General features: G+C 50.5%; 14 protein-coding genes. 8 read left to right on the forward strand and 6 right to left on the reverse strand.

The genetic code is table 11. The features are described 5' to 3' along the window. Nucleotides 1–10: 10 nt before the first annotated feature. Both C1752_RS01520 and psbQ read left to right on the forward strand, forming a co-directional pair. Nucleotides 11–1,372 carry a cytochrome P450 gene (locus C1752_RS01520; protein WP_110984278.1) on the forward strand — a complete coding sequence of 454 codons (1,362 nt, stop codon included), beginning with the start codon at nucleotides 11–13 and terminating at the stop codon, nucleotides 1,370–1,372. A 505-nt stretch (nucleotides 1,373–1,877) separates the two neighbouring features. Then, a complete protein-coding gene (psbQ, locus tag C1752_RS01525; RefSeq protein ID WP_110984279.1) occupies nucleotides 1,878–2,936 on the forward strand; it encodes a photosystem II protein PsbQ in 1,059 nt (352 codons plus the stop codon). A 28-nt stretch (nucleotides 2,937–2,964) separates the two neighbouring features. Here psbQ and C1752_RS01530 read toward each other — a convergent pair whose 3' ends face one another. The 5 genes from C1752_RS01530 to C1752_RS01545 form a co-directional block, all read right to left on the reverse strand. Further along, nucleotides 2,965–3,708 carry a sensor histidine kinase gene (locus tag C1752_RS01530; RefSeq protein ID WP_110984280.1) on the reverse strand — a complete coding sequence of 248 codons (744 nt, stop codon included), beginning with the start codon at nucleotides 3,706–3,708 and terminating at the stop codon, nucleotides 2,965–2,967. Nucleotides 3,709–3,738: 30 nt separating this feature from the next. Continuing rightward, nucleotides 3,739–3,882, reverse strand: a complete 144-nt coding sequence (locus tag C1752_RS28245) for a hypothetical protein (protein WP_158534980.1) — start codon at nucleotides 3,880–3,882, stop codon at nucleotides 3,739–3,741. A gap of 103 nt (nucleotides 3,883–3,985) precedes the next feature. Next, nucleotides 3,986–4,891 carry a helix-turn-helix domain-containing protein gene (locus tag C1752_RS01535; RefSeq protein WP_110984281.1) on the reverse strand — a complete coding sequence of 302 codons (906 nt, stop codon included), beginning with the start codon at nucleotides 4,889–4,891 and terminating at the stop codon, nucleotides 3,986–3,988. A gap of 184 nt (nucleotides 4,892–5,075) precedes the next feature. Beyond that, a complete protein-coding gene (locus C1752_RS01540) occupies nucleotides 5,076–5,714 on the reverse strand; it encodes a response regulator (protein WP_110984282.1) in 639 nt (212 codons plus the stop codon). Nucleotides 5,715–5,731: 17 nt separating this feature from the next. Continuing rightward, on the reverse strand, nucleotides 5,732–14,218 hold the full coding sequence (locus C1752_RS01545) for a GAF domain-containing protein (protein WP_110984283.1): 8,487 nt from the start codon (nucleotides 14,216–14,218) through the stop codon (nucleotides 5,732–5,734). Nucleotides 14,219–14,619: 401 nt separating this feature from the next. Between C1752_RS01545 and C1752_RS01550 the strand changes: the two genes are divergently transcribed. After that, the gene (locus tag C1752_RS01550; protein ID WP_233501249.1) at nucleotides 14,620–15,342 is read left to right on the forward strand and encodes a DsbA family protein; all 723 of its coding nucleotides are present in this window, start codon (nucleotides 14,620–14,622) and stop codon (nucleotides 15,340–15,342) included. Between the two features lie 131 nt (nucleotides 15,343–15,473). Here the strand turns inward: C1752_RS01550 and C1752_RS01555 are convergent, their stop codons facing one another. Further along, a complete protein-coding gene (locus tag C1752_RS01555) occupies nucleotides 15,474–16,604 on the reverse strand; it encodes a baeRF3 domain-containing protein (protein WP_158534981.1) in 1,131 nt (376 codons plus the stop codon). A gap of 399 nt (nucleotides 16,605–17,003) precedes the next feature. On the opposite strand from C1752_RS01555, the gene C1752_RS01560 reads away from it, so the two are divergent. The 5 genes from C1752_RS01560 to C1752_RS01580 all read left to right on the forward strand — a co-directional run bounded on the left by C1752_RS01560 (nucleotide 17,004) and on the right by C1752_RS01580 (nucleotide 23,351). After that, a complete protein-coding gene (locus C1752_RS01560) occupies nucleotides 17,004–19,595 on the forward strand; it encodes a hybrid sensor histidine kinase/response regulator (RefSeq protein ID WP_110984286.1) in 2,592 nt (863 codons plus the stop codon). After that, complete coding sequence (locus C1752_RS01565; RefSeq protein WP_199464246.1) at nucleotides 19,585–20,046, forward strand: response regulator; 462 nt, start codon at nucleotides 19,585–19,587, stop codon at nucleotides 20,044–20,046. Before C1752_RS01560 ends, C1752_RS01565 begins: the two co-directional genes overlap by 11 nt. Before the next feature lie 4 nt (nucleotides 20,047–20,050). Next, entirely contained in the window at nucleotides 20,051–21,265 is a 1,215-nt protein-coding gene (locus C1752_RS01570) for a sensor histidine kinase (protein WP_110984288.1), read from the forward strand. Between the two features lie 338 nt (nucleotides 21,266–21,603). After that, nucleotides 21,604–22,719 carry a sensor histidine kinase gene (locus tag C1752_RS01575; protein WP_110984289.1) on the forward strand — a complete coding sequence of 372 codons (1,116 nt, stop codon included), beginning with the start codon at nucleotides 21,604–21,606 and terminating at the stop codon, nucleotides 22,717–22,719. A gap of 176 nt (nucleotides 22,720–22,895) precedes the next feature. Next, on the forward strand, nucleotides 22,896–23,351 hold the full coding sequence (locus C1752_RS01580) for a response regulator (protein ID WP_110984290.1): 456 nt from the start codon (nucleotides 22,896–22,898) through the stop codon (nucleotides 23,349–23,351). Nucleotides 23,352–23,353 lie beyond the last annotated feature (2 nt).

The following is a 23,353-nucleotide window of genomic DNA, read 5'->3' on the forward strand; positions in this document are numbered from 1 at the left end:
ACAGTGAATTATGACAGCAGCACCCTCCTCGTCCTCCTACTCCACCAAAGTCCCCACAATCAAGGGACTCTCTGCCATCCGACAACTCCTAAAGTTTTCCCGAGAACCCATCAAATTCTCAGAGCAATGTGTTCAAGAATACGGAGACGTCGCCAAGATTAGCATCGGTTCAACTCAAGTTTATTTGTTCCACCATCCTGACCTGATTGCCGAAATTCTCAGCAAGCAAAACCAGCACTTTATCAAAGACATTAGCTATCGCTCTCTAGCCGGAATCTTCGGCAACGGCCTACTACTCAGCGATGGAGATTTATGGCAGCGGCATCGACGCCTCATGCAGCCCGCTTTTACCCAGGAACGGATTGCGGCCTACGCGGCAACGGCGGTAGAAGACACCGCTCAAATGCTTAGCACCTGGAAGGCCGGAGAAGTCCGCGATATCCATCAGGAGATGAGTCAGCTCACCGTCAAGGTGATCACCAGAGCACTGTTCGGAGTTGATATCACCCAAACAGCCCTAGAGACTGGGGAAGCCCTAGAGGCGATTATGCTCCAGTACTATCACAAAACCCAGACCGGCTTTCTGTTCCCCTCTTGGATGCCTACGCCCAGCAATCTTCGGGGGAATCAAGCCATCAAGCACCTCAACAAAATCGTAGACAACATCATTGAACAGCGTCGTCATTCTCCCCAAGATGACTTACTGTCTAATTTACTCTCAGCCCAAGATGAAGATGGCAGCCAGCTCTCGATCAATGAGCTGCGGGATGAAGTCATGACGCTATTGTTAGCGGGGCATGAAACCACGGCCAACGCCCTGACTTGGACCTTGATGCTACTGGCCCAAAACCCTGAAGCTGCGACAAATCTAACAAGAGAGACCCAATCAATCTTGAAGGGAAGAGATCCAGATGTCACCGACCTACCCCAATTGCCTTACACAGAAATGGTTCTCAAAGAATCGATGCGATTATATCCACCAGCCTGGGCATTAAGTCGAGAAGTCGCGCAAGACTGCCAGATAGGCCCCTATTCACTAAAAAAAGGAACGGCTGTTTACTTTAGCCAGTGGGTCGTCCATCGGGATGCTCGCTTCTTCAAAAATCCAGAGCAGTTTTTACCCGAACGCTGGCAAGATAACTTGGAGAACAAACTTCCTCGCTGCGCTTATTTTCCATTCGGTGCGGGGCCGAGGGTTTGCATTGGCAAAGCCTTCTCAATGATGGAAGCAACCTTAAGCTTGGCGATGCTTGCCAAGCAATTTCACTTCACGCTGGTTCCAGATCAGGCCATTGAGCTACTACCGTCGATTACCTTACGCCCAAAACAAGGCATCAAGATGAGTTTGGAGTCTCCCAACATTCGACATTGAAGACAGGGCGACCTCTATTCACAAGAGAGTTTAGACGGCTGACTCAGGCCGAGGGATTCATTCATTGGTTTCACTTATGATTTAATTTTTATAACTTTCCTGCCTAAATCAGGTTTAAGTCAACAAAATTACTTATTCTGTTCACAGACAGATCTCTGATTATCCGCGAAATAATTAGAGATCTCTGTCTGTACTGCATTTGCACAAATCCATATCTATAGCAGTGCGCGTATCGATTAGGGCGTCAAAATGGCTGAATACCATATCTGTTAAAGAAGGGTTGTCCTAACTCAGCCGAGTACGGCTATATCAGAATCCGAAGCAGACATTAGCAAGTACTGATGGTCTAGTTGACGCATAATTCTGTCCCATATCCCACGAATTGCTTATCCGAATTAGACATGCGCTATCGCAGGTTTTAGTTCTTGATACAGCGTCGTGCTTGATGGCCCTAAATAAGTTTCTTGCCCTCTCAAGGAGGAAAAGCGTGAAATTCTATAGGTCAATGTTGGTCATTCTTGTAGCCATAGCAGCTTGGCTTATTTCAAGCCTAGGGTTATTTGAAGCATCAGCATTAGAGAGCAATCCGCTTGATCCTAACGTTAGTCACGTCCAACAATACGCAATGAGATTGACGCCATTGCAGACTCGACTTCTAGAGCTTGAGTCGCTAATCAAGGACGAAAACTGGAGCGAGGTGAAATCATTTCTGAGAGGGCCATTGGGTGATTTTGAGATCCGTTTGAGATTTCTCGAGAAATCTTTATCTTTATCTCAAAAAGGCGAGGCCAGTACAAAAATACAGAATATATCGAAGTATTTAACTCAGCTTGATGCATCTGCTGTCGCGGGTAATCAGCGACAGTCGCTGGAAGCAGCCTATGCTTTGACGACTACGTTCGATGAAGTTTTGAGTTTAGCCGGAGCTAGTCACACAAACCCATCCCAAAGCGTTTATTCACAAAGCTCTCTCACGGGAGAACCTGCTAATGCACTGACTCAAAAAACAAGCAGCATACCAATAGAGACATTCCTGACCCCCTCTTCAGAGACTAACAAGCAATCTCCTAAGACGGGAACGATTTTAGAGGCAAGGCCTCCAAACAATAACTTGGAAGCGGAACTTAGCTCTTCTCCTTTGGGCAACAAAGCAATAGATGACACACTATCCACAAGCCAAAATACTATGGACACAAACTTATCGCCGGACCTCACATACATCGCGCTGCTCGTCTTAATTCCCCTGACGATTTACTTGCAAATACGCTACCAGCGTAAACACCAAGCCAATCAGGATAAAGTTTCAGAACTTGAAGGAAAAATTGAAGCATTAAATCAGGACAAAGCCAATCTTGGGAGTGCTTTAGAACAAACGCAAGGTCGGCTTGTCACCATGTTCATGGACCTAGAGGAGACAAAGCCTGTCGCAAAATTACTTCAGCAACGAACGATCACGGTAGAAGAACAGGAAGAACTGATGCAAGAGAATGATTCATTTGTGCAAGCCTTACTGCAACAAGTCCAAGAGACCGTTTCACCTGAAGAACGTCACGTGGAAGGATAATAAATTCTTTGGTCGTAAGTCCACGATATTAGAATGCTGCTTCGAAAGACAACCCAATACAAACGCACACACCGTTTTGAACATCTGATTCCACAATAAAATCACCCTGATGGGCTTCGACCAGCTGCTTAACAATCGCCAGCCCCAACCCCGTTCCACTCTGCTTTGTTGAGAAAAAGGGGTTGGCTAGCTTCTCAATCTCACTCGGAGGGATCAATGGAGCCGGATTCTGAATTTGAATATACGCCTTCGCATCTGTCTTAAAGACCGTGCAACAGATACTTTCCCCAGGCTGGGTTGCTTCCACCGCATTACGAACCAAGTTGATGAGCACTTGCTTGAACTTTGCTGGATCAATGAGAACAGTCAAATTTTCGTCTGCACGGGTAAAGCTGAGCTTTCGAGTCGCAGCCGCTGGTGTCACGTCCCATTCATCCAGAACAGTTTGGACAAAGTCATTGAGTTCCAGCAGCTGTCGGTTGAGTGACTGATATTTTGAGTAGTTGAGGATGCTATTAAGTAGCTCTCCAAGGTGATCGACCTCTGAGATCGCTAAATCCAATCGCTCTTGAGAGCTGGGCTGCAGTTCTAGAGACTGAAAATGGTCTAGCGCCATCATCAGTGTGGTGAGCGGATTGCGCAGCTCATGCACCATCATGGCTGAGAATGCACCCAGATCGGCCAGTCGCTGATGATGATAGACCTGCTCTGGATCCATCACCTGCTGTCTCGTCGCAAGCTGAGGGGCAATAGAGGGTTTTATGCTAGACATAATTTCTCTCACTAGGATCCAAATAAATATTCAAGCGGGAGCGAGGAGGCTGAAGTTCATATTGGGAGCTGAAGCAGATGCTTTGGCTGCAATGGCGGCTGGTTCTGCAGCGGCGGTTGGCCCCGTTGTGATCATCAATAGAGCAGCAATGCCTGGAGAGAAGAAGCGATGCATAGGAAGTCAGCTCCGTGTGGGTGGGTGGACGAAAAGAAATGCTTGCGTCAATCCTACAAAATTGGCCTTCGCACTCTCTGAAAAATCTGCGAGGAACAGAAAATTAGACCCATTGGCTGTGAAGCTGAGGGGGGATCCCTACACTATGGACTGATAATGGCGGGATAGAACACTTGTTGCGATAGGTCTTGGGGGTGGTGCCGGTGAACCGACGGAACTGAACGATGAAGTGACTTTGATCATAGAAGCCGCACTCTAAGGTAATGTCGGCAATGGATAGATCCGTTTCAGCTAACAGCTGCTTTGCTAAGTTGATCCGCTGCGAGAGAATGTATTGATGGGGCGATTGGCCCACGGCATCTTTGAAGACGCGGGAAAAATGAGAGGGGCTCACGCCATAGATATCGGCAAGATCGGCAATTTTGAGGTTTTCGTCAATGCATCGATGAATATGGTTGAGAACAGGAGCTAGCTTTGAAATCGCAACCCCTCCCTCAGATCCAATGGGTACAATATCAGCCTGGGCATATTTGGCAATCAAGTGAACCGCGAGTAGCTTGACCAGCATCGTGCGATATAGATTAGAGACCGAGCAACGCTCAGTCAGCCAAGGCCGGAGCATCTGAGCGACAGAGCGGATTGTTTCATCTTCGAGAGCATAGTGACCGGTGAGACTCCAGTGAGGGCTGCGCAGCACCTCATGGGTTGTACGGACGATGAACTGAGGGTCTAAAAAAATCTGCATCAGTTCACTCGGTTCAGCAAGCTGAAGGGCATGGGACTGCTGAGCCGGAATGATACATACTTGCTCAGGACAAAGCATTTCTTGTTGCTGATCTTGGGCCTCCTGCCACGTCAGGTTTGCGACAGTCCTGCCGAAAGGCACTAAGATTTCGACCTGCTCATGACACTCTTGCGGCCAGTCTGTCGGTGCTGCGGCACAGTAAAAAATACTGTAGCCGTCAAATTCATAGGTCTCTGAAGACTGTGGTGGAGGGGTGTCAGTCATGGCTAGCCAGATGAAGCAATGAACCTATCCTAGAGATATTGCTCTCCGGCCACGACTAGCCAGAAGCCTGACTTTTTACACAGTCACCAGTAGGGAGCTATCTCTACTGGGTAAGCGGGTGGCATCCATAGCGATGGGTGGGGAGGCACCCTAACCGATCGGCTAGGTTGACAGGCGTTGACTGCTAGTCATCTAGACGCACAAGGCCCCGGCGCAGTGCGGCAATCACAGCTTGGGTACGGTCGTTGACGCCCAGCTTCTGAAAAATATGGTTGATGTGAAACTTGACGGTTCCCTCAGAGATGTTGAGAGCTTTGGCAAGGGCGGGGGTGCTGGTGCCTAACACCATCAGATTGAGAACGTCCTGTTCTCGTTCAGTTAACTCTTCGGTATCCATTCGCTCAGCCAGTTTGAGAGCGACGTTTGGAGGCAGGTAGCGTTTGCCTTTGTGAACTGTACGAACGGCATCGACGAGATCTTCAAAATCAGCATCCTTAAGAATGTAGCCTCTGGCTCCGGCCTGCAGCCCTCGGTAGATATCTTCGTCGGTGTCGTAAGTGGTGAGAATAATAATGCGAGCGTCGGGGCTGTATTCCCGAATACGGGTAATGGCTTCGACCCCTTCTAGGTTGGGCATCCGAAGATCCATGAGGGTGATGTCGGGCTGATGGGTGGCATAGAGGGCGACGGCTTCGAGGCCATCCTTGGCTTCGGCAACAATGGTAAAGTCGGGCTGGCGCTCCAGGATGGAGATGATGCCTTGACGAACGATGCCATGATCTTCAGTGACCATAATCGTGATGGGAGTTGCGGCAGTCGTCATAGGGGCAAAGCTCTAGGTTACGGGGATAGAGGGATAACAATATCGAGGGTGGTACCAATATTTGGGGTGCTGAGTAGTTCAAAAGTGCCCTCAAAGTGGGCGGTACGTTCACGAATACCCAAGAGACCAAAGCCACCTTTTTGGGAAAGTTGGGTAGTGTCGAAGCCCTTGCCATTGTCTATGACGCGGAGCTGAACTTGTTGTTGATTGGGTTGTGAGGTGAAACTCAGGGTAAGGTCAAGCTGAGTGGCTTGGGCGTAGCGTAGGGTATTGGTAACGGCTTCTTGGCTGATACGTAGCAGGTTGAGTTGAATATCATCCGGAAGGGGAATGGGATCACCTTCGAGATAAAAATGGGTTTCGAGGCCCGTGTCACGGGTCGTTTGGGTTAGGGTTTTGCGGAGGGCATCGGGAAGGGCATCGGTTTCTAGGGCGGCGGAGCGAAGAGAACGGACGGAGCGGCGCGCTTCAGAGAGTCCGGCACGGGCAAGGTCACGAGCGCGCCGGATATAGGTTTGGGCTTCATTGAAGTCTTCGAGGGTGGGTTCTGCTCCGTTTGCGGGGGTGGTGATGCCACGCACAGCTTCGAGCTGCAAGGAAACACCAGTAAAGGTTTGAGCCAGAGTGTCGTGAATTTCGCGAGCGAGACGGTTCCGTTCGTTGACAAGGGCCGCACTTTGGTTTTGCTCTGCCAAACGGGTGAGCTGAATCGCAAGGGTGGCTTGGTTGGTGAGGGCTTGAATAAACTCAAGCTGACCATCGGTGAGACTGGTGCGATCTCGGAAGGCGAAGCCGATGAATCCAATGGGTTGATTACCGGCTTTCATGCGGGCGCAAGCCACATCACGATGCCCCTCTCTACGATGCCAGGGTATGCTCTCTGGCCACCAAAGGCTAAGCTCGCTCTCGTCCCAAGAGCCTAAGTCATCGAAGGTTAAGGGATTTGGAGCATCCAATATGGCCTGCCATGCTCCGGTCAGATCTGCCGGGAAGGGATGTCGAAACATATCAGGGTCGGTGGGAGTAGCCCCCATATAAATATGACCGTCCTTAACTGCACAATGCTGTTTAAGCGTATGGGTTTCAGCATCATAGAGAAAAAGGTGCGTCTCACAAGCGCTGGTTTGCTGGGCAAGTTCTGCCAAAAGCAATCCTAGAAATTCATGTAATTCAGGATTTTCCGCTAAGGCCCCAATGGTTCGATTCAGGGATTCGTTGGCTTTAGCGAGTTCGGTAGCCTGTTGTTGGGCTGCTTGTTCTCGTTCTTGCTGCAGTAGAACATCGCGCTCAGCCTGTTCTCGTTCGGCCCTCATCTGATCTCGATAGATAGCGCTGCCGATGCAGGTGGCGGCGGTGTTGAATACGGCGAGTTCTGCTGGGGTCAACTGCCTCACTTCTTTACAGTGATCCATGAACATGAGGCCCCAAAACTCAGCCTCAACAAACATGGGTACAGCATAGGTTGAGAGGGTATTGAGTTCTTGCATGGTGCTGCGGAAGGGTTCGTCTAACTCAGCGACGAGCCCCCCGACCCAGTGGTCTGCCATGAGTTGTCTAGACCAGTTTTCAAACAGGTTGGCGGGAAGCTGATTGATCTCGGGGTCAACAATTTGAGGGAGAGTGTTGGGGGAGTCCCATTCGTAGAGAATGCGAAAGTATCCTAAGCCAGTAGGTTCTGAGAAGTGCTGCATGATGCCGATGCGATCGCAACCCAAGTTCACCCCAATGGTCTTAAGCGCAGCATCAACGCTGGCACCCACATCAGCATTAGCAAGCAACTCGCTGGCAGCCGCAGCAGTGGCGTCTAGCCAACGCTCTCGGGTCGAAAGAATTTGGTTGGCAGTTTCAAGTTCAACCGCACGGGCCGCACGTTCATGGGCGAGCAAAACTTCACGTTCAGCTGCTTCGTGGGCCTTTCGGGTCAGGAGTTCTGCTTGACGCAGCTGCTCGCGTTCAATAGCACCGCCAATGCAAGCAGCTGCCGTTTCTAGAGCTGCAAATTCAGCAGATATTCGTTGCGGGCTTCCCTGTCGATCAGAAAATCCTAGCATTCCCCAGTACTGCCCTGCGACAAAGATAGGAATACCATGCCTAACCTGAATGCCCGACTGAACTGAAAGTTGACGGAAAGCCTCAGGCATTTCATCTAGCGTGGCACTGAAGTTATGTCCTCGGCAAAGCAGTTGGTGCCATTCCCAAGCCTGAAGACAAGGTCCCTGCTCCAAAGGTTGCTCTGGGGTCGCTCGAGAGCCCCCTTGCTCAACGTCCCACTTGTACAAAACAGCCCAGCGGAGAGAGGCCGGATCCTCAGGATCACCTGTCGTTTGTACAATGCCAAATTCATTGGTGTTGAGGGCTTCACCAACGGTTTGCAACACTAAGCTCACGGCTTGCTCAAAGTCTTCACTGGCGAGCAGAGAACTGGCCGCTGATGCCGTAGCCGCTAAAATGCGATCTCGCTTCTTGAGCACCAAATTATGATTTTCGAGTTCAGTGGCGCGCAGGTTGGCTGCCGCTTCACGTTCTTTACGGGTCAGATCACGCTCAAGAGCGTTGCCGATTGAGGTAGCCGCCGTCTCTAAAACAGCAATTTCGGCCTCGCTCCAAACTCGCTCATAGATGCAGTCATCGAGTCCTAGTAAGCCCCACCATTCCCCTTCGACAGTGATGGGGACTCCGACCAAGGAAAGCGCTTGGCCCTGGTCTCGTTTATCTAATCCATCAAGTTCGCTGGCTAGAAATTGGGTAGAGCGCCCTGCTTTGAGTGGGGCGGTTAGGTGGTCAGGGAATGCGTTGATGGGGACTGGGAATCGGCCACCCGCCTCCCGTTTTGTGGGAATGCCTGGAGCATTCCATTCGAGGGTGAGGTTGAAGATCAGTTCGTGGGTTTGCTCATCTTGTGAGTTTTGTAAGATATAGGCGCGGCATTGCCTTGTCCCTTCCCCTAAGATTTGCAGCATCGCGGGAAGAGCGGTGGAGAGATCTTCGGTGGCAACTAGGCACTGGGCAGCAGCGTTAACGCTGTTGAGGAGACTGTCTCGCAGCTGTAGCTGCTGATTAAAGGTTTCCAGTTCAGTCGTGCGGGCTTGGGCAGCAGCTTCACGTTCTTTGCGAATGCGATCGCGGTCAATGGCGTTACCGATGCAGTCTGCCACCGTTTGCAGGGCAGCGAGTTCAGCGCTACTTCGCAGTCGTTGTTGGCGGCAGTCCCCAAACACGATCGTTCCCCAATAGTTGCCGCGCAGGATAATCGGAACGGAGTGTAAGGTTTGCACACCCACAAAGGTCATGCTGCTGCGGAAGGGTTCTGTCATCTGCTCAGTTAACAGGCTAAATCCGTCTCCCCTTTGATGCAGGGCATAGAGCTGTTCGGCTCCGGCATAGCTGCCCTGCATCGGCTCAGGATCGTGGATCTGAGCAACGGGTGTAATTCCAGGGGCTGTCCATTCATTAATGACGCGCCAGTGTCCTGGTTCTGTCTCAGTGAGATCTGCAAGATTTTCAGCAATGCCAACGCGATCGGTGCCCACGGCTTCACCAATGATTTGCATGGCTTCATTGAACGCTGTATCGAAGTCTATGTCGGTGAGCAGGACATTTGAGACTGCTGCAGTGGCTTCCAGAATTAGATCACGCTCTTCTAAGGCTTGATTGTACGCCTCTAACTCTGTTGCTCGGATTAGAATAGCGGCCTCACGTTCTTTACGAATGCGATCGCGATCAATAGCATTACCAATACAGTTGGCGAGGGTTTTGAGAGCTTCGAGTTCAGCTTCACTGCGGCGAGTTAACTGGTGACAGTCATCAAAGGCAATTACTCCCCAAAAATTGTTGTCCACGTGGATGGGAATAGCGTAGGTAGACATAACGCCCAGCCCCAATTGCTCGCTGCGAAAGGGTTCAGGTAGTTCATCAACGATGCCGCCAAAGGCATCTCCTCTTCGCAGAGCATCAACCGCAAATTCCATACCGCTGTCGCTGATCCGTGCGAATGCAGGCAGATCCATTTGTCTGGGTGTGTTGTGGGTATTCCATTCATACAAGAATTGGTGATAGCCGGACTCTTGCTGAGAGATTGCTTCAAAATGCTCTCCCAAGTTGATGCGATCAACCTCTAGACCTTCACCGACAATTTGGAGGGCGGTATGGATGGCGCTGTCAAAGTCAATGGCTGTCAACATCACGTTAGCAGCGGCGGCTGTCGCCTCTAGGATGCGATCGCGTTTCTCTAAAACTAAATTGTGGTTTTCCAACTCAACAGCACGAGTTTGGGCAAATTGTTCTCGCTCAAGTAATACATTCCGTTCGGCGGCTTCGCGAGCTTTGCGGATCTGTTCGCGTTCAATCGCGTTACCAATACAGCTTGCTGCCGTCTTGAATACCGCTAGCTCCGCATCTGTTAGAAGTCTCTTTTCGCAGCAGTGATCAGTTCCAACGACCCCCCAAAAGCTACCTTCTACAAAAATAGGAATATTGTGTACGGCCTGGGAGCCAACTTCTTGCTGCAGCTGTCGGAAACGTTCAGAGAAGTTATCGATTGTCTGCCCAAATGCCTTCCCATTAAGGTTGCGATAATACCAATCTTCTATGCTCCAATCTTGCCAGCTGATATCCTGTAGACCTTCATAGTCAGACGTTTGTGAACTAATACCCGGTGAATCCCATTCGTACAGAATTCGCAAGAACCCGAGGGTTTCACCGACTGGATCATTGAATTGTTGAGCAACGAAAGCGCGATCGCATCCTACACTTTCGCCTAAGACTTGCAATGCTGAACTGACTGCCGTATCAAAATCGCCATCACTGAGCAAGATATTTGAGGCCGTTGCTGTCGCTTCAAGGATGCGATCGCGTTTCTCTAAAACCTGATTGTGTGTTTCTAGCTCAGTGGCGCGCGTTTGAGCGAACTGTTCACGCTCTTTGATCACTGCTGTTTGTTTCGTTTCTTCAGCAAGCTGAGCCATTTGAATGGCAAGACCAGCTTGATCTGCAAGAGCGAAGATCAGTTCTTTCTCTTCAGGGGTAAGACTGTTTTTATCCGTGAAAGCTAAACCTAGCCAGCCGATCGCTCGATCGCCTGCTCTAAGGGCCAGTGCTGCCGCCTCTTGATGCCCCATCTGACGATGCCATTCCAAGGTTCCTGGCCAGAAGAGTGGCTCATCACTATTCATGCTAGCTAGGATGATTTCCCTTGACTCACACATTAGGGCGTATGCAGGTGTGATGTTTGCAGGCACAGGAGCATGAAAAATTGGAGGGTCATGTTCAGCAGAGCCAGTTGTCATTTGGCCAAATCTGACGGATAGTCGCTGAGACAAAGTATCTGTCTTTGGATCGTGGAGAAAAATATGGCCTGCTGCTGCGCCAACTTGCTGGTTAATCGTATCGACGACATGGCCCAAGAACACATCCAAATCATGTTCACTGGCTAACCGATTGAGGCTGTCTTTGAGAACGTTGCTGACCTGAGATAGCTCAATGGCCCGTTGCTGGGAGATGCGATCGCGTTCTTCAAGCAACGCTACCCGTTTAGTTTCTTCTGACAACTGGGTTAGCTGGATGGCCAAACTCATTTGGTGGGCCAGCGCGTAGCCCAGCTCAATTTGTTCATCGCTGAACTGCTGCGACTGGGGCAGATAAATCACCAGTGACCCAAAGGACGTTCCTCCCAAAGTCACCGGAATATTGACCTCCCGATGGGGCCGTACTCCCTGACGTTCGCACCAGCGCAACAACCTTGGATATACCTCAGCAACTAAGGGATCAGCCGCCAAATCATCAATTAAGAAATGAGTGAGCCGTTCCTGAAGTTGCTCCTCATTGACCAGTTCTGACAGCACGGCAAACCCTTCAAGGCCAGGGTGCCCAGCCAGTTGCTCAGCAGTTGCAATTTCTCCCTGAACTGCAGCCTGCTCTATGTAGGCCACACTTTGTTCACTATGATGCCAATATTCAACTAAGGGCGCATTAAACTGCTGCGATGCTGCCTGCAATACATAGCCGATGAAACGCTCTAACTCTGGCTCAGCAGCCAATGTATCTAATGTCTCTTTGAGAACATCGTTTGCTTTGGCCAGTTCTGCAACCCGATTTTGGGCCGCCTGTTCCCGCTCCTGAACAATTGCAGACTGTCGACTCTGTTCAGCTAAGTGAGTGAGCTGAACAGCTAAAGCGACCTGATTGGTGAGGGCATAGCCTAGCTGTACTGCATGCTCTGAGAATGTTTGTCCTTCAGGTAATAAAACAGCGATTGACCCATAGGACCGATCGCCAAGGATAACCGGAAAGTTAATTGCTTTATCTACGGGGTGAGTTACGCCATGCTGTTCACACCAAGTCCATACGTTTTGCACAATAGGAGAAGCAAATGGATTGTTGAGAGAAAAATCTGCCTCAATATGCTGAGTACGATGCAAAAGTTTTTCGTTATGGATTAATGGCGGCGGCACCGGAAAACCCTCAACGCCGTGATGCCCTACAAGCTTTTCACTGACTAAGATTTCTCCATTTACAACAGCCAGCTCTAGGTATGCAGTTTTATCTTCATGCCGCCAGTATTCTAAAAGAGGTGCATTGAATTGCTGCGCAATGGCTTGCAATACGTAGCCCAAAAAACGTTCCAGCTCTGGCTCAGTTGCCAATGTGTCTAAGGTTTCTTTGATGACATCATTAGCTTTGACAAGTTCTGTCACTCGGTCTCGGGCTGCCTGTTCGCGCTCTAACAACACATTGCGCTCGGCAGCTTCGCGGGCTTCGCGATTTTGTAGCTCTGCATCACGAAGTCGTTCGCGTTCAATAGCACTTCCAATACAGTCGGCAACAGTTTTTAAAACCGCTAGTTCAGCATCGCTTCGCTGTCGTGATACGCGACAATCGTCAAAGTAAATAATGCCCCAGTAGCGCCCCTGCAGCAGGATAGGAACCACGTGCATTGACTGTACGCCAATCTTTTGTTGAATATTGTGCAAGGGTCCGGATAGATCATCGATCAAGAAACTAAATCCTTCGCCCCGAATAAACTGTGCATAGTGTTCTGCAACGCCTTCATAGGAACCCTGCATCAGTTCAGGATGATGTCTATGTGCAACCAAGGCGGTGTGGGGAGAGTTCCATTCATAGACAACCTGCCACAGCCCAAAAGATGTCTCTGACGGATTTTCAAGATGTTCAACGATGCCCACCCGATCGGTGTCAACGGCTTCCCCAACAATTTGCAGGGCTGTGTTGACAGCCTGATCAAAGTCTTCAATCGTGAGCAGAATATTTGCCGCCGCTGCTGTGGCTTCTAAGATGCGATCGCGCCCTTCTAAAACCTGATTGTGGGCTTCTAGCTCAGTCGCACGGGCCAAGGCAGTGGCTTCCTTTTGTTTTAGATTGCGATCGCGTTCAATCGCATTCCCGATACAGGTCGCCGCCGTCTCTAAAACTGCAATTTCAGCATCAGACCAAACTCGCTCTGTAGTGCAGTCATCAAAACCCAGTACGCCCCACCACTGACCTGCCACCGAAATTGGAACCGCGACTAAGGATTGAGTTTGGCCCGCTACATTTACATCTCGTGCAACACCATCAAGGTCGCGAGTTAGAAGCTTGACCACTTGCCCTTGCGACATTGACTCGACAAGATGTGATGGGAAGGCATTCATTGCAAGAGGTAACGCATCGGCAACCACCGTCGAGGCAGGAATGCCGGGTGTTGTCCACTCGTAAGGGAGAGCCCAAAGAATCTCTTTTGTTTCAGGATCGAGAAGATTCTCAAACACATAAACTCGGTCTTGCTGAGTTCCTTCCCCTAAAATCTTGAGTGCTTCATGAATGGTCTGAGCAAAATCCTCACTGGCCACCAAACATTGTGCTGCCGCATTGACGCTGTTGAGTAATGCATCCCGCTGCTGTAGCTGCTGGTTAAAGCTCTCCAAATCAGCCAGACTTGCTCGCCGCTGCAGCGCTCCTGCAAAGTTGGCTGCCGCCGTCTCAAGTACCGCAATCTCTGCCTCGCTCCACACTCGTGCAGTGGTGCAGTCATCAAAGCCAAAATTGCCCCAATATATACCTTGTATAAAAATCGGCACCGTCAATACTGACAGCGCCTGTTCTTGTTTCTGTTTCGCTTGGCCGGCTGCTGACATTTCCTGGGCCAGCTTTTGTACTGAGCGACCAGCCTTTAGCTCATTGAGCCAATCGCGATAGCCGTCAATTTCGCTATACAACATCGGGTATTGGCCCGATATTTCACGACTTTTCACGACCTCTGGGACGGTCCACTCATAGGGGCAGGTCGCAAATTCTCTTTGGGTTTGAGGATCAACGTGGTTTTGGTAGATGAAGATGCGATCTATGCCAGCGGAGGTTGCGATCGCATCCAACGCCCCGTTCACTGCCGCATCAAAATCTGCGACAACTAAGAGCCGCCGTGCTGCTTCGGCGACCCCACTCAGCAGCGCATCTCGTCGCTGCGGCTCATCGGGTGGAGAGGGTAAATGTCCGTTCGCCGTCGCAGTCATAGTCGCGCTTGCCAGCAATAGAGACAGTCAATCAGTGACTCGATTTTCTCATGCAGTGGCTTTCCTTATCTTGCTTGCACGTCCTGAAAGCCAGTGACAGTAGACTTATTCTAATGACCCACGGCGTATATGTTAATCTTGCCCATTACGGCAAAGCAGTCTACCTAATTCTTGTTGTCCTCTATTATATTCTTGCGAAATCGCTCCACACGTATTCCGTCATACAGCCACCGAGAGAGACGTGAAGCGCAGCATCATTTTGTTTTTAAAGCTGTAATCCCAGCTATACACCCACAATTAGATCAAATCGCGGACCTATAGCCATCAGAAAGTTATATTCAGATTTTATCTCTGTCTTAGAGGGTAAAACTGCAGAAAACGCAAATATGAGATAGCTATCGGTGATTAGCGACCCTAGCCGATCGATAGGGAAACAAGCCTTGCGATCGCTCAGCAAACATCCTGCGTTTGCGGTAGTCGTGTTTTCTAGAGCTATCTCTGACGATGGTAGAAGTAATACCCCCAACCCCGATGGGAATATCGACATGCCACTCCAGGAAACGATGCCAACCATCAAAGATGTTGACCACACCCGAGGCTCGTTATCGGCAGCTCTATTAATGATGACCTATGGTGATTATCAATGTCCCCAGTCTGGAAAAGCCCATCAAGCGGTAGAAAGACTACGCCACGTCCTCGGTAATCAGCTATGCTTTATTTTCCGCCATTTCCCAAGACCCGAAATTCATGCTCAATCTCAGAAAGCAGCAGCCATCGCTGAGGCTGCCGGAAGCCAGGGTAAGTTCTGGGAAATGCACGACAAGCTATTTGAAAATCAACAGGCCCTCGATGATGCCTCTCTCGTCGCATATGCCGATGAACTAGGACTGAATATCTGTCAATTTTTGCAAGAGATCGGCGGGCACGCCCACCACTCACAGATCCAAGCCAATGTGGAAAGTGGTCAACAGCAAGGCGTTCAGGAGACACCCACTGTGTTTATCAACATCCGCCAGAAAGGTGCGGTAAACATCGAGCCCTTTATCCAACAATTTTTGGATGTCATCGATCAGAGTGGTGACTGCACGTCCGTTATCAGAGCATCAGCAGTAGATCGGTCATAACAACAAGCCTAGGGCGGATGAGTTATAAGTCAATGACAGCCTCGCGAGATGCGGTCTACTTATCAACAAGGACAGCGCTAGGGGCTGCCACCATGTCAATCTCTTTTTACAGCATTGCTTCCACAGACGAACTACCGACGGAGAATCGCGGCTATAGGAACGTTATCAAAAGGCATCTGCTCCAAAATATGAACCTGCCCGCCCCGCAGCCAGGTCTGTACTGCGGCAAAATTTAATAGATCGTCTAGCTCCTCGACCCTACTTTTTTGCAACTCAATCTTGTCAGTCTGTGGATTGAAGCGACCCCAGATCTGTCTCCCAGCAGCCACGAATAAAGTCTCAACTTGGCCATTGTGAGCCGCTCGAACAATACCCTGTAAATCGGTATGGGTTTGCTCTGTTGAAGATAAATATCGGTATTGTGAGATCGCCTGTTGCTTCACGTGCTGAAAATGGGGGGCAACCGTCTGCCAAGCGTACTGATGCAGTGATTCAGAACTGAGCAATTCTTGATTATCTGCTCTGCATGTATGAAGTATAGACGTACAGGGATTAGCACGCTGATAAATAGAACACAGAGCTTCCGTCCCCATCAAGAGCAAAGGTATCTGCGGATCATGCCGCCAAGACATCACTCGCTCATTGATCTTTTGAAAGCGGCGAAAAATTTCACTATCTGCGCGGTCAAGCCCTTGTCTCTGATCAACAGGAGAATGGCTGATGGTACTGCGATCGTAACGTTGAAGTTGTTCTTCAAAATTGTCGCGGAGTAAGACTTTCGCAAGACTTTGAGGCACGTCCGCTAGATTAAGGGGTTCAATGGAGTGTTGAGTTGCCCGAAAGAGTCGGGGCTGATTTTGGTGCACCGCCAGAATTAAAAATTTCGTGTTCTCCGTGAGCAGTGGCAGCAAAGGTTTGAGATGAAAGCGATGGGTAACAATGGCCAAGGTTCGGAAACGGATGGGCAGTGAGTAGGTGCGAAATATCTCTGGACTACAGAAAATTGCCAGCCCCTGCCGCTGCTGCCCAAAGTCATGCTGCTCAATCAGTGCCTTCAATGATCTAAGCAGCGCCACGGCATCGAATGGGAACCATTTTCCGGTTGCGAGCTGGACCTGAACCTCGTTGAGTAGACGCCTCAAACGGATAGGAGCAGAGGGAGCCTGCTGTTCTGTCAAGTCAGTGGGCATATAGATCGAGACCCGGGGTCTACCCGTTGACTCCATCAATTCCTTTAGTTGGGTCTCATGTAGAAATGTCATTGATGTAGATTGCCACGGCACTCACGCAAGTCATACTGGCACCGGGGACCGACTCTGCAATACTCTCTGAAGCTGCCGCAGCGCTGTAAACCTCAAAATCCTGCCAACTAGAGATCCATAGCCTCACCGAGTTGCCGAAGCTGTGAATGTATCTATATACAATCTAGGAGAACAATGCCTGAGCAAGCATCCACCATTGGTTATAAATAGAACTAATACTTAGAATCCATATTTCTTATGTTTCTGAGCAAGCGGGCTTTCGAGCAGCTCAGCTCGCTTCTCGATTAATCACCATAACTTTTGCGCATGTTTACCAGCACCGCCTGCTTTACAAAGTTATGGACCGTATACTGTGACTACCGTGCCCTGTCGATGTAAGTCGAGCGAAAGAATGCCAGCATGACCGATTCCCTACTCAGCAGTAGAATTTTAATCGTGGATGATTCGGAGAGTGATCGGGCGATTTGTCGTCGGTACTTAAAAGCGTCGAGAACTTGGAATTACGACATCTTGGAATGTGAGTTAGGAGCCGAGGCTCTGGCACTCTGCAAGCAAGAGCAGCCTGATATCGTACTGCTCGACTACCGATTGCCGGACACCAATGGCCTAAAACTTCTGCAAGATCTGATCGTACAACTAGAGATACCGCCCATTGTGATTGTGCTCACCAGCCAAGAGGATGAAGAAATTGCTGTAGCAGTCATAAAAAATGGTGCCAAGGATTACCTCATCAAAGGGCAGCTCACGCCAGAAAAACTAGAAAGGTCCATTGCCCGTGCCCTAGCGGAGCAAACCCTGCAGTCACAGATTCAGCGCCAGCGGCAGCAAAACGCGCTGTTTGCCGATCTGGCCTCGGGTATCAATCGTGCGGTTGAACTCTCACAAATATTGCAGGCTGCGGTGGATGGCGTTCGTCGATTGCTGAGGTGCGATCGCACCCTTATTTACCAGTTCGAACCCGACATGAGCGGGACCACAGTAGCTGAGTCAGTCTTACCAGAATGGAGCGCAACCCTCGGCTACCAGCTAGAGGACAATTGCTTCCAGGGGGCCCAAAGCTATCAAGCTGAGAAATATCTGCAGGGCCATAAGATGGCGATCGCAAACATTGCCGAGAGCCATCTGTCTGTCTGTCATATCAAGATGCTGCAGCGGTTTCAGGTCAAGGCCAGTCTTGTGGTTCCGATTATCGATACAGCAAACGTAACGGGTACGACCAGGCTGTGGGGATTGCTGATTGCTCACCATTGCCAGACGATACACAACTGGACTGCGGAAGAACTGAATTTGTTGGGTGAAATCTCGGTGCAGGTTGCGATCGCAACACAGCAGGCCGCACTGACCACAAGCTTGAAGATCAGCCTGGAAAAACAGCAAAAGACAGAACAAGCGCTGCAGCAAAATCAGACCCAACTGCAGGCGATCTTAGATAACGCCCCGTCGGTGATTTACCTCAAGGAACCGGAAGGGCGTCTTCAGCTCATCAATCAGGAATTTCAAACGATCTTTGGTCTCTCGGAAGCAGAGGCAATTGGCAAAACCGATGCTGAGCTATTTCCTCCAGAGGTCGCTGCTGAATTCGGGATCAATGATCGCCAGGTTGTTGCTTCGGGCCAGCCCCTATTTACAGAAGAGGTTGTTCGGCAGACCGATGATGAATGGCATACCTACCTATCGATTAAGTTTCCGATTTTCGACGCTGAGGGGCAGGTCGTTCAGATCGGCGGCATTGCCACCGATATCACTGAGCGCAAGCAAATGGAGCAGGCACTCAGAACCTATCAGGAACGGATGCACCGCTTTACGGAGTCCGATTTGATCGGCATTCTTTTTGGCGATACCAAGGGGGGAATTCAGGAGGCCAACGACGAGTTTTTGCGCATTGTCGGCTACAGTCGCCAGGAACTCAAAAACAATCAGGTCCGCTGGGATGACCTGACGCCACCGGAGTACCTGCCGCTGGACCAGGCTAGGATCGCCGAAGCGCAGAAACGGGGAAGCTGTACACCTTACGAGAAAGAATATGTTCGCAAAGACGGCAGCCGCATTCCGGTCTTGATTGGCTATATCTTGATGGGAGAGACTCGTACCCAGTCTGCGGCTTTTATTCTCGACATTACCGAGCGCAAACGAGCCGAACGAGAGCTGCAGACCATTAATACAGAACTAGAGCAACGGGTCGAAGATCGGACGGCGGAGCTGACGGCATCAAATGCAGACCTGAAAGCAGAAGTGGTGGAACGACTGGGCAGTGAGCGTCAACTGAGGCAGACCGCTGAACAGCTGAGCACCTCTAATCGAGCACTACAGGACTTCGCTTATGTGGCCTCCCATGATCTGCAGGAGCCACTGCGTAAAATTCAGGCTTTTGGCGATCGCCTCACAGTGAAGTATGCTCCACAACTTGGGGACCAAGGACGGGACTACCTGCGGCGGATGCAGAGTGCGGCCCAGCGGATGCAGATCTTAATCGATGATTTGCTCGCTTACTCCCGCATTAGCACCCGGGTTCAGCCCTTCGAAGCCGTCAATCTTGACGACATTGTGCGCGGCGTGCTCTCGGATCTTGAAGCCCGCCTCGAAAAAACGCAGGGTCAGGTTCAGGTCAACGCGCTGCCCACACTTGAAGCGGATCCAGTGCAGATGCGACAACTGTTCCAAAATTTGATTGGTAATGCCCTCAAATTCCATCAGCCAGGCATCCCGCCTCAGATCGTCGTTTCTCAGTCTGCTGCTGCAGAGCAAGAAGTAGAGCTGCAGATTCAAGACAACGGTATTGGGTTCAACACCAAATATCTAGACCGCATCTTTACCCCCTTTGAGCGTCTCCACAGTCGGTCTGCTTACGAGGGCACCGGCATGGGACTGGCGATCTGTCGTAAAATCGTTGAGCGCCATGGCGGTCAGCTCACTGCGATCAGCGCTGATGGCGAAGGTGCAACGTTCATCATTACCCTGCCCTATACCCAGCCCCACGATCATGAGCAGTAGTCCACAAAGCCAATCTGTTCCCATTCTGATGGCAGAGGATGACGAGGACGATCGCCTCCTCACCCAAGAAGCATTCGTTGAAAGCAGTCTAATCAACCCGCTACACTTCGTTGAAGATGGCGAAGAACTTCTTGACTACCTGCACCAGCGAGGCCGCTATACCGACGCGACCCAATCTCCGCGTCCGGGGCTGATCTTGTTAGACTTAAACATGCCCAAGAAAGATGGTCGTGAGGCGCTAATCGAGATCAAGGCAGATAAGAGTTTGCGACACATCCCGGTGGTGGTAATGACCACTTCGAAAGCAGAAGAGGACGTAGTGCGCTCCTATTCGTTGGGCGTGAGTTCATTCATCATCAAGCCGATCACTTTTGAGCAACTTGTTGAAGTGATTCAGGGGCTGGGTCGCTACTGGTTTGAGATTGTAACCCTACCGTCGGGAGAAAGCTGACAATATGGTGGATCAGGCTATTCAGGTACTGCTGGTTGAAGATGACGAAGATGATTATTTGTTAATTCGTGATTTGCTCTCTGAAGTGCCAGAACAGCGGTTCCAGCTTGACTGGGTAAAGACATTTTCCGAGGCCGCCGATCAGATTCAGCGACAGCCCTACAGCGTTTATCTGGTGGACTATCGGCTGGGTGAACAAAACGGCCTGGAACTGATGGCGTTGGTCAATCAGCAGGATGCTCCGGCCCCGGAGATTATTCTCAGCGGTCAGGGCGATCGCAACTTAGATATTACCGCTCTCAAATCTGGCGCTGCCGACTACTTAGATAAAGCAGACCTACAGGCATCACTGCTAGAGCATTACATTCGAGCCTCCATTGAACGGAATCGCGCTCAACTGGCGCTGCAGGAGAGCGAAAAAAGATATCGGGACCTCTATCAGCAGGAGAAATTACTGCGCAGTGAGCTTGCACGAGCCAACACGGAGCTAAAGGATTTTGCCCATACGGCCTCCCATGATTTGCAGGAACCCCTGCGGGCGGTCTCTGGACATATTTCACTCCTGCAGGACAAGCTGTTCGACGATCGCTCTGTTTTGACGCAGGATGCTGAGGTTCAAGAGTATTTCGGCTTCATCGCTGCCGGGACGCGGCGGATGCAGACGCTGGTTCACGATCTGCTGGTCTATTCTCGGGTCGGGACGCGGGATCTGGTGCTCAAAGACGTAGACTGTGGCGAAAGCGTGGAAGATGCGATCGCAAACCTCCACATCGCCATTACTGAAGCTAAAGCCGAGATTATTTACGATGATTTGCCTCATTTGCGGGCCGACGCCACTCAGATGATGCAGTTGTTTCAAAATCTAATCAGCAACGCCATCAAGTTTCGGCATCCTGACACCCCACCCCACATCACAATTCAGGCAGACCCCATTCCGGCCGCGCAGTGGCGCTTTAGCATCACCGATAACGGCATTGGCATTGACCTTGAAGAGTGCGATCGCATCTTTAAAATTTTTAAGCGGCTACATACGCAGCAAGAGTTCGCCGGTACCGGCATGGGTCTGACCGTCTGCGAAAAAATCGTAGATCGACACGGCGGCAAAATTTGGGCCGAGTCTCAGCCAGGGGCAGGAGCGACCTTTTGGTTCATTTTGCCGCAGAATCCCCCAGAGCGAATTGACCCCCCGTTGCCCAACCCACCGACGTTAGATGCGTGATGCCTTCGGAGCACGAGTTGTGCAAGAGATCCGCTTTTAATAGGAGGTCTCCTTTGTTAAAGCCACAGCAACTGGCGTTAGCCCAATTGCTGCAAAAAGGTGTTTGTGAGTTGCGCTCCTTTTGAGGCATGATCCGCTTCGACAACCTAACCAGCCGGAGAAATCCTGCAAACTTCTAGCGATCGCTGGGCAATAGGCAGGACAGCCTGCACAGAATTTTATCGGGGACGAACTTTGACGCAAGTATATATCTCTAATACTATCTTTACAATTCTGTAATATTGTTAAGATGGGCTTGATATGCCTGTCGAAAACGATCGCATCCGAGTGATGAATCTATGCCAGCCCTCTCAATCTTGGTCGTTGAAGACAGTCCTAGCGACACAAATCTACTGCGCCAAATTTTTATCCGCACAGGGCGGGTAGACTGGTCCCTGACGACGGCAGAACGTCTTAGCGAAGGTCTTGAAATTGCTCAGCAGTCTTACTTTGACGTCGTCTTGCTCGATCTTTCTCTGCCTGACTCTGAGGGACTAGAGACGGTCAGTACCTTTGTCGAGAGGGTACCCAAGCTCCCCATCGTGGTGCTCACCATTGCCGATGACGAACAACTGGCGCTCGATGCCATCCACCAAGGCGCACAGGATTATCTGGTTAAAGGCGAAATTACCTCAGCGCTTCTGGTGCGGGCCATCCAGCACGGTATTGAGCGAGAACGACTGGTGCGCCAACTACGGGAAGCCAACGCAGAACTGGCTTCGTTTAGCTACTCAGTGGCCCACGACTTGAGATCGCCCCTGCGGGCCATCGAAGGCATCAGTCAGGCGCTCAAAGAAGACTATGCCGATGTCTTAGACGAGCGGGGGATCGACTACACCGATCGGATTATCGATAGCACCACTCGACTCTCTCGCCTCATTGAAGATTTGTTGACCTATAGCGGCCTCGGGAAAGCGGAGCTATCGGTGGGTACGGTGGATTTAAATGTTGCGATCGCAGATGCCCTAACGCTAATTGAGACAGACATTGAGCAGCAGCAAGCCGAGATTAAAGTCGAGCCATCCCTGCCCTCTGTGAAGGGGAACCAACAGACGCTAGTGCAGGTGATCAGCAACCTGCTCTCTAACGCCATTAAGTTTGTTCCCAAAGCCACCCAGCCCCATATTTACCTCCACGCAGAGCAAGTCGACTCACCCCCGCAGCGCTCCCAGTCCAGTCGTGATACCTGGGTCCGACTTTGGATAGAAGACAACGGTATCGGCATCGCCCCTCAACACCAGGAGCGAATTTTTGGCGTATTTGAGCGCCTCCACGGTCAAGAAAGCTATGCAGGCACCGGCATTGGTCTCGCCATTGTCAAAAAATGTATTGAGCATTTAGGCGGTAGAGCGGCCGTCGAATCCCAGCTCGGTCAGGGCAGTCAGTTTTGGATTGAGCTACCAAAATCTCAGTAGAGAAATCCGGCACAAATTAGTCCAGACAACCGCAACGCTCATCCAATACCTCTCTTAACAAAGTGTTACAATCTAGAAAACATTAGAAACAGCGCTTAGAGGTATCGTCCTCTGCTGTGCGGTGATTAACCAATTACTTGCTCGGTCTTACTCTCTTTCTAGGAATTTAAAGTCTTATGAGTCAGCATCGCCCTACCGTTTTACTGGTCGAAGATGATGCAAATGATGTTCTGCTGCTGCGGCGTGCCCTTGCGAAAGCTCAGCTCGGTTCAGTTGATTTAAAGACAGTGAGTGACGGAGATGCGGCGATTGCCTATCTCTCTCAGCAGGCACCTTACAACGATCAGGACAAACACCCGCTGCCCACCCTGCTATTGCTTGATATTAAGCTGCCCTGCCGTTCAGGGCTAGAGGTGCTTGAATGGATTCGACAGCAGCCTCAGCTCAAGCGTCTGCTGGTGATCATTCTGACAGGGTCCAAGGAGCAACCCGACCTTGAAAAAGCCTATGATCTGGGCGTAAACTCATACTTAGTGAAGCCTGGCATTTTTGCGGACCTCGTCGACCTAATGAAGACCCTCCATAATTACTGGCTCAGTCTCAACGAGCATCCTCAGTTGTCCTTGACTTAATC

The sequence above is a fragment of the Acaryochloris thomasi RCC1774 genome, assembly GCF_003231495.1.
In the GTDB taxonomy this organism is placed as follows: Bacteria; Cyanobacteriota; Cyanobacteriia; order Thermosynechococcales; family Thermosynechococcaceae; genus RCC1774.